Source organism: uncultured Agitococcus sp., assembly GCF_937920075.1.
Classification (GTDB): Bacteria; Pseudomonadota; Gammaproteobacteria; order Pseudomonadales; family Moraxellaceae; genus Agitococcus.
Window position 1 is genome coordinate 1 of record NZ_CALETI010000436.1, and the last position, 8,364, is coordinate 8,364.

The following is an 8,364-nucleotide window of genomic DNA, read 5'->3' on the forward strand; positions in this document are numbered from 1 at the left end:
CAGGCGAAGACACTCTTTCCCTACACGACGCTCTTCCGATCTTTTGGCTTGAACATTAAACACCGAACTAGGAATTGCCCACACCTCTCTATTTTGCTCTGCGGCTAATTTTGCAGTAATCAATGAGCCACTGTCTAAGGCCGCCTCAACCACTAATACGCCTAAGCTCAAGCCACTGATAATACGGTTACGGCGTGGAAAGTGATAATTAATCGGGGGAGTGTTTGGTAAAAACTCCGAAACAATCAAACCTTGATTGGCAACGATTTGTTGAGCTAAACGTTGATGCTGACGTGGATAAATATTGGCCAAACCTGTGCCTAATACGGCAATTGTTGCACCTCGATGATTCACGACTGTTTGATGCGCAATACCATCTATCCCCAAAGCCAAACCACTGGTAATCGCTAAACCTTGTTGACTGAGCTCTGTAGCAAATTGCTCGGCCAGTTTTTGCCCAGCTTGGGTAGGTTTGCGTGTACCAACAATGGCAATTTGTGGCCAAGTTAATAAAGAACAGTCCCCCCAACAAAATAATAATGGTGGAGCATCCGGAATTTCTTTTAATAAAGGTGGATACTGAGCATCATCAATCGTGAGCACACTGATTTGTTGTTGCTGAATAAAGTCTAAGCTGTGTTGAATATCTGCATATAATTTAGCATCATGTTGTTGCCATGCAGCCAAATTAAGAGCTAATTTTTCGTTAACGCCTGCTTGTTGCCAATGTTGTGCCGTTGACAGCAAAGCCAGTTTAGGAGATGTAAATTGACGGTATAATTTATAAAAACTACTGGTTGATTGTTCGACCAAACGCCAAACAGTCAACCAATCTACAAATAAAAATTGGGACATCACAAATCCTTTTGCCAAAATAAAAGGCTGTGAAAACAGCCTTTTAATAATCAATCACCACTGATTGGTGGACGTACTTCATCACCTATAGCAATACGGGTCGATGCACGTAAGATAATGGCATAACTTACTTTATCAAAAGTACGGAATACCATAGCTAAACCTGCACGCTCTGAGGGCAAACGCACTAAATCGCCTTTTAAACGATCAGTAATCACACCACCACGTTGATAAATAGCAAAAGTATTGCCTTGTTTAACGCCATCTCGTTCACCGCGATTTAATACGATCACACTATTTAAGCCGCCCGACCCTAAAGACCCCATAATACGCAAAATACGCCCTGTTTTTACATCACTTGGATTGCTTGGATAAAAAATAGGCGTAATTGCACGAGCTTCATTAACAAATAAACGATCACCAATCCGAACTTCTTGAGTGCCACGTGTTAACTGTAAAGTCGCAACCTCGCCATTAATTGCGATAATACGGCCAGAAGCAATATCTTCTGCTTCAAAGCCTAAATATTCTTTGGTGTCTGGATCATCGTAACGTACACCTTTACGATAAACACTCAAGCTCTCACCTAATACTAAATCTTTACCACCACGAATATAAACAATATCACCTTGTCCTGCTAAAACGCGTTTATCTGATGCAGATAATACATAAGGGGCTTTTTCAAATTCAGAGGCATCTAAAACACGACCATCATTTAAGTAGGCGCGAATATCTTTTAAGTGAATAGCTGGAATGGCTAACTCTAAGTTTTCAACTTTAATTTCAGGGCTTAACTTAACATTACCACTACCACCACTAACAGAGGCTTTGTTAGTCATATTGGCTAAAATGCCCTCACAACCACCCCCATCATCTACTGCAACAACCGCACGCTGTTCAATATGACATAATAATAACTTGTCACCTGGATAAATTAAGTGTGGGTTACGAACTTGTTGGTTGGCTTGCCAAATCTCTGGCCAACGCCAAGGGTCTTGCAAATAACGGTTGGCAATATCCCAAAGAGTATCACCTTTTTTCACCGTGTAACGCTCAGGTGCGCTTTCTTTCACATCAGAGGATTTAACATCAGCTTGCAATGGTGCGCTAAACATTGCCGAAACGAGCGCGAGTAACACCAATTTTTTCATTATCTATTCCCTTGTTGGCGGGACTGTTGATTATAGGGCTTACGCATTTTGCCAAAATTAGCGCGTTTTGTGAGCATATAACCGTTAAAGACGATTAAAATATGAACAAACAAGCGATAACCGCGTAAGTCCTAGATTTAGTCTAAGCACTTAAAACACAGATTAAACCGTATTAATTAAATTTTTGCTTTATTTGTTTATGTGCCATTTAAACGAATCGCTTATAATAGCGTTATGCTCGTGATTGTAGAGGCACTTACTCAGCTTGGCAATGCTCACCATTGCCCTTGATTAGGGATTTTATTGTGTTTTGTGAACTCTCAAAGGCTTATTGTCTGTTTTCTTTGAAGAAATCACATTTTCGGCCTAGCCCCGTCTAATATCTATAGGTTATTCGTATTATGGCAAAACTTCCTATTTTGCATTTTCCTGATCCTCGCTTGCGCACAAAAGCTAAACCTGTCTCTGTGGTGGATGATGCTATTCGTCAATTAGTTAAAGATATGTTTGAAACCATGTACGAGGCACCGGGTATTGGTTTGGCGGCTACACAAGTGAATCATCATATTCGTTTGGTAGTCATTGATATTACCGAAGACAAAAGCCAACCTTTGGTTTTTATTAATCCCGAAATTACACCTCTCACTGAAGATAAAGCCCCCTATGAAGAAGGTTGTTTATCTGTACCAACCGTTTATGATGTGGTTGAGCGTCCAACTCGCATTAAAGTGAATGCGTTGAATGAGCAAGGCGAAGCCTTTGAAATGGAAGTCGATGGTTTATTAGCTGTTTGTTTGCAACATGAACTTGACCACTTAGAAGGTAAGTTATTTGTTGATTATTTATCTACCTTAAAACGCCAACGCATTAAAACGAAATTGCAAAAACTGCAAAAGCAGCAGGCCTAAGCCAATCTATCCCCAAGGGATTGGGGGATTTTCTGCACTAATTATCAACAAATAAACCAGATTACGTTACAATAAGAGACTGCTTATTTTCTGAGGTTTATTTTCTTGGCCAGTCCCCTGCGTATCATCTTTGCTGGTACACCTGTCTTTGCGGCAGAATCTTTACGTGCAATCTTACATACTCAACATGAAGTCGTTGGTGTTTACACCCAACCAGACCGCCCTGTGGGTCGTGGCCGAGAACTCAAACCCAGTCCTGTCAAAGAGTTAGCCCTCGCTCGTCAACTCCCTATTTTTCAGCCAGCCTCTTTACGCGATAGCCAAGCCCAAGCGGAATTAGCCGATCTAAATGCCGATATTATGGTGGTTGCCGCTTATGGTTTAATTTTACCTAAAGCCGTCCTTAACACACCACGTTTGGGTTGTATTAACGTTCATGGCTCTTTGTTACCGCGTTGGCGTGGTGCTGCACCTATTCAACGTGCGATTTTGACTGGTGACAAAGAAACAGGCATCACCATTATGCAAATGGATGAAGGTTTAGACACAGGTGCAATGCTCTATAAAATGGCTTGTCCGATTTCTGAACATGACACCTCCGCCAGTTTACATGACCGTTTAGCCCTGTTAGGTGGAGACGCCTTATTAACAGTGCTAGAAGCCATTGAGTTAGATGAACCATTTACGCCTGAAGCTCAAGATAATGAACTCGCGACTTATGCCGCAAAACTCAGTAAAGAAGAAGGCTTAATTAATTGGTCTTTACCTGCCATACAAATTAGCCGCGCCATTCGCGCTTTTAATCCTTGGCCAGTCTGTTACACCAGTGCCCAAGGTCAAACCATTCGTATTTGGCAAGGTCATCGTGTCAATGAGCAACAAACCACAGCCCCTGCTGGCATGATTATCAAAGCTGATAAACAAGGCTTATGGGTTGCTGCAGGTGATGGTGGCGTGATCGCTATTGATACCTTACAACTACCCAATGGCAAAGCCTTGGCATTTAATGACGTTCTTAATTCACGCAAAGAGTTGTTCCAAGTCGGGACTAGCTTAGGCAATCCAGCATGAGGCCATTAAACACCCGTGCCTTGGCCGCACAAGCAATCATTCCTGTGATTGTGCAACATGCCTCGCTCAATCAGGTACTTCCACCTGTTCAACAACGTTGCCAAGAGCGTGATCGCTCACTGTTGCAGAATTTGGTGTATGGTACGGTGCGCGAGTGGTTTTATTTACAAGCTCTCATTAAGCGTTTAGTGCCTAAACCGATTAAAGAAGAAGCGGCCTTAGTTGTGTTAAGTCTTGGTTTATACCAATTATTACGCACACGTGTCCCCACTCATGCCGCCATTGGCGAAACAGTAGAAGCTTGCAAACAATTAGGTTTTAACGCACAAGCAGGTCTGGTTAATGCGGTATTACGCCGTTTTAGCCAAGAACATGAAAGCCTATGTGCACAAGTGACACACGAACAACATGCTCATCCTCATTGGTTGGTAAAACAACTCCGTAAAGACTGGCCAAAAGCTACCGAGCAAATTTTAGCGGCCAACAATCACCCTGCTGCTCTGACTTTACGCGTGAATCAGCGCAAAATCAGCCGTGAAGCGTATTTAGCCTTATTAGCAGAACAACAAATTGCAGCCGAAGTTTGTCAGTTTTCGCCTGTCGGTGTTCGTCTTAGCGAATTACACGATGTCACTCGTTTGCCTTTATATACCGAAGGTGGGTTTTCGGTACAAGACGAATCCGCTCAACTCGCCGCCTTATTATTAAATCCTGCACCCAATTCAGTAGTGTTGGATGCCTGTGCTGCCCCTGCGGGCAAAACAGCACACCTGTTAGAACAAGCGGATTATCAACTATTAATGGCGATTGATAGTGAAGCGCAACGTGTACAGCGTATGCACGAAAATCTCAGCCGTTTGCAACTCAACTTTCCCTATGTACAGGTGTTAACGGCTGATGCTAGCCAACCTGAGAGCTGGGCGCATCATCAGCAATTTGATGCTATTTTATTGGATGCCCCTTGCACCGCAACAGGCGTTATTCGTCGTCACCCAGATATTAAATTATTACGTAAAGCGACAGATGTAGAACAAACCGTTGACTTACAACGGCAAATTTTACGGGCTTTGTGGCCAACCCTCAAAGTAGGTGGCCGCTTGTTATATGCGACTTGCTCGGTATTAAAAGCAGAAAACGAATATCAAATTAAAGCCTTTTTACAAGACACACCTAACGCCAAAGAAATTCCACTCAAAGGCTATTGGGGGGATGCACGCACACACGGTCGGCAAATTTTGCCAAAAATTAATGGCGGTGATGGCTTTTATTATGCTTTGTTAGAGAAAAAATTTTAAAATCCTTTTTTCTTGCACCATTACGCAATTAATTAAGCATACAATCTGCTCTAAACTCTTTTGAGCAGATTGTATGTTGCACCAACTAAAATTACGCAGCAAACTATTTTTATTAATTAGCAGTGCTAATTTTATATTAGCCTGTTTGTTATATTGGTTTAATGCGGTAAGTTTTAGCTCAGGTTTTAGCCATTATCTAGGCCAACAGTTTTTAGTACAACAGCAAAATTTAGCCATTGTTTTAGTGAATCATTATCAACAACATCAAGGCTGGCAAAACTTACAAGCTCAACCCGAAGTATTTTTTAACTTTGCTCGACAATACGCAAAACACTCCAATCAATCCCATCAGCCACCAGAGCCTAAAGAGCATTTTTTACCACCACCGCCACCCAATCATTATGATGATTGGTTTGGTTTAAGTCTTTTAAATCCGCAAAAACGCAATTTGTTTACAGGCCGCCCTATTCCTAAAGAAGCGGCATTATTACCTTTATATAATCAACAACAATTAATTGGCTATTTAAGTTATTTGCCTCAACAGGAACAAAGCCAACAACTCAATCAGGCATTTAAACAACAACAACAACAAGGTTTTATTATTAGTAGTGTGAGTCTGTTGGTCATTTCAATTTTGATTGCATGGCTAATTGCCCAATGGCTCAATAAACGCCTTTTACCGTTAAATCAAGCCACAAAAGCCCTAAGCGCAGGTGATTATCACTATCGTATTCCTTTGCAAAGCGAAGATGAATTAGATGAACTCGCCAAAGCGATTAATCAATTAGCGGCTGATTTAGCACATAGCTTACGCAGTCGACAACAATGGATTATTGACATTTCACATGAACTGCGCACGCCTTTAACCATTTTATCAGGTGAGTTAGCGGCATTACAGGAAGGTATTCGTCCTTTATCTTTGCAACAGATAGAATCGTTATGGCAAGAAATTAAACGATTATCGCGCTTAGTCGACGACTTACATTTACTTTCTCAAGCCGATGCAGGCTCGTTAAGTTACTACTGGCAAACCCTTGATTTAAGTGAATGTTTAGAACATGTATTATTTAATGTCGATTTAGAGTTTGCCAAAAAAAATATTGACATTATTTTTCAACCAAATCCTGTATTCATTGAAGGCGATCATCAACGTTTACAACAATTATGGCTAAATTTAGCTCAAAACACCTTACGTTACACCGATGTTAATGGCACACTCAAAATTGACATTGTCAGCAATGACGATTCAGTGACTGTCATTTGGCAAGACTCCGCACCTAGTGTACCTGATGCTGATTTAGAGCGTTTAACCGAACGGTTATTTAGAGTGGATAGTTCTCGTCATCGACAAACAGGTGGTTCAGGCTTAGGCTTATCCATTGTTAAAGCCATTGCCGATGCACATCATGCCAGCTTAACGGCTAGTCACAGTGAGTTAGGTGGCTTATGTTGGCACATTTCTTTTCCTAAAAAATCTTAAAATTATGCACGCAGCTCATATTTTGTTAGTCGAAGACGAACCTAAAATTGCCCAACTCTTGCAAGACTATCTACAACACGAAGGCTTTGTCTGTAGTGTGTTAGATCGTGGTGATTTGGTTGAGCCTTTTTTAGCAACGCATAATTGCCAGTTGATTTTATTAGACATTATGCTGCCTGCTATTTCTGGCCTAGAATTATGCAAACGCATTAGGCAATCTAGCCATATTCCAATCATTTTACTCACTGCTCGTGTTGAAGAAATTGATCGTTTACTTGGTTTAGAGTTAGGGGCAGATGACTATATTTGTAAGCCCTTTAGCCCGCGTGAAGTGGTGGCTCGTGTGAAAGCGGTTTTGCGTCGTAGTACATTGCCAACCAGTGTCACAGCCCCCGAAAAGCCACCTGTATTACATCTCGATAAAGCCAGTTTTCAAGCCAAGTTACATGGTCAAGATTTGGCTCTAACCGCAGTTGAATTTAGCCTATTAGCCGTTTTAGTTGAACAGCCAACACGTATTTTTAGCCGCGAACAATTAATGAATGCTATGTATCAAGATCATCGCGTGGTTTCTGATCGCACCATTGATAGCCATATCAAAAAAATTCGCCGCAAAATGGCAAGCATTTGCCCCAACCAAGAGTTTATTCATGCCTTATATGGTGTTGGTTTTGACATCCTCCCCACCCTCAATACTTCGACTAAGCTCAGTAACCTAGGGCGAGGATTCCTTCTGCAAGACGCTCATGTCCGAGCGCGAGAATATTCTTGGCGGCGTTTACGTCGCGGTCATGCAGTGTACCGCACTGCATACAAGTCCATTCTCTTATTCCAAGTCCTGCTCTACCTTTCGGACTACTGTCGCGTGAGCCACAGCACGAGCAAGTTTGGGTGGTATATTTCTCATTCACTTCGTCAAACCATACCCCTGCGTTCTCGCTTTTGTACTTGAGTAAGGTTCTAAACAGTGTCCAACCTGCATCTAATACCGATTTTGCTAGCTTAGTTTTGGCTAGACTTTTGGCATTGACGTTGCCAACAAATATCGCGGCATAGTTTTTAACTAATTTTGTACTTTCTTGGTGTAAGTGATTATGTCTAATTTGTTTAATTTTGGCATGTATCGCTTTAACGCGTTTTTTGTTTCTCGCACGTTGAGCAATACCGAGTTTTTGTTCGTATCTTCGGTAGGTGCGTTGGGATTCTATCTTTTCTCCATTAGACAAGGTAGCAAAGTCTTTTAAACCTAAGTCTATACCAACAGATTCTGTGCCTCTTGAGGCGACTTTAGCCGCATTATCAACGACCAAGCACACATACCAACAGCCACGACTATCTTGGACAAATGAGCCTGTTTTGATGTTATATGTTGACAATCCGTAACTATCCCACAAACCAAACCAGTGATTGCCATATTTGACTTGGCCGTGTTGATATTTAATCGCTGTCTTTTTGAAGGGTATCCAACCAAGTGATTTTTTAGGGGATGTGGGATTCGATACGCGCCAGTTGAGTTTGGCTTTTTTGAATTGTTTGCGTCTTAACACTAATTCTTCGGTAATCGCTTGTATAGTTTGGCTGTGCAGATTTAATTCTTTTGATGC

Annotated in this window: 6 protein-coding genes and 1 pseudogene; 5 read left to right on the forward strand and 2 right to left on the reverse strand. The window is 41.7% G+C overall.

What is annotated here, in order from left to right:
* Positions 1-905 precede the first annotated feature (905 nt).
* Positions 906-2,006, reverse strand: a complete 1,101-nt coding sequence (locus tag Q0212_RS14730; RefSeq protein WP_297926896.1) for a LysM peptidoglycan-binding domain-containing protein — start codon at positions 2,004-2,006, stop codon at positions 906-908.
* A gap of 401 nt (positions 2,007-2,407) precedes the next feature.
* On the opposite strand from Q0212_RS14730, the gene def reads away from it, so the two are divergent.
* From def to Q0212_RS14755, 5 genes and pseudogenes are all read left to right on the forward strand, one after another.
* Positions 2,408-2,914 carry a peptide deformylase gene (def, locus tag Q0212_RS14735; RefSeq protein ID WP_297926898.1) on the forward strand — a complete coding sequence of 169 codons (507 nt, stop codon included), beginning with the start codon at positions 2,408-2,410 and terminating at the stop codon, positions 2,912-2,914.
* Between the two features lie 117 nt (positions 2,915-3,031).
* Positions 3,032-3,985 (forward strand): methionyl-tRNA formyltransferase, encoded by a 954-nt coding sequence (gene fmt / locus Q0212_RS14740; RefSeq protein ID WP_297926906.1) that lies wholly within the window; start codon positions 3,032-3,034, stop codon positions 3,983-3,985.
* Positions 3,982-5,280 (forward strand): 16S rRNA (cytosine(967)-C(5))-methyltransferase RsmB, encoded by a 1,299-nt coding sequence (gene rsmB / locus Q0212_RS14745; protein ID WP_297926900.1) that lies wholly within the window; start codon positions 3,982-3,984, stop codon positions 5,278-5,280. Before fmt ends, rsmB begins: the two co-directional genes overlap by 4 nt.
* Before the next feature lie 73 nt (positions 5,281-5,353).
* The gene (locus tag Q0212_RS14750) at positions 5,354-6,760 is read left to right on the forward strand and encodes an ATP-binding protein (protein ID WP_297926902.1); all 1,407 of its coding nucleotides are present in this window, start codon (positions 5,354-5,356) and stop codon (positions 6,758-6,760) included.
* Between the two features lie 4 nt (positions 6,761-6,764).
* A pseudogene (locus Q0212_RS14755) lies at positions 6,765-7,421 on the forward strand (response regulator); the annotation flags it as partial.
* Positions 7,422-7,467: 46 nt separating this feature from the next.
* On the opposite strand, the gene Q0212_RS14760 reads toward Q0212_RS14755, so the two are convergent.
* The coding region (locus tag Q0212_RS14760; protein WP_297926904.1) for an RNA-guided endonuclease TnpB family protein at positions 7,468-8,364 on the reverse strand (897 nt) is incomplete at its 5' end.

Coding starts and splice junctions, on each gene's coding strand:
- rsmB (WP_297926900.1), top strand. CDS start 3,982: ATGAGGCCATTAAACACCCGTGCCTTGGCCGCACAAGCAATCATTCCT.
- Q0212_RS14730 (WP_297926896.1), bottom strand. CDS start 2,006: ATGAAAAAATTGGTGTTACTCGCGCTCGTTTCGGCAATGTTTAGCGCA.
- Q0212_RS14750 (WP_297926902.1), top strand. CDS start 5,354: ATGTTGCACCAACTAAAATTACGCAGCAAACTATTTTTATTAATTAGC.
- def (WP_297926898.1), top strand. CDS start 2,408: ATGGCAAAACTTCCTATTTTGCATTTTCCTGATCCTCGCTTGCGCACA.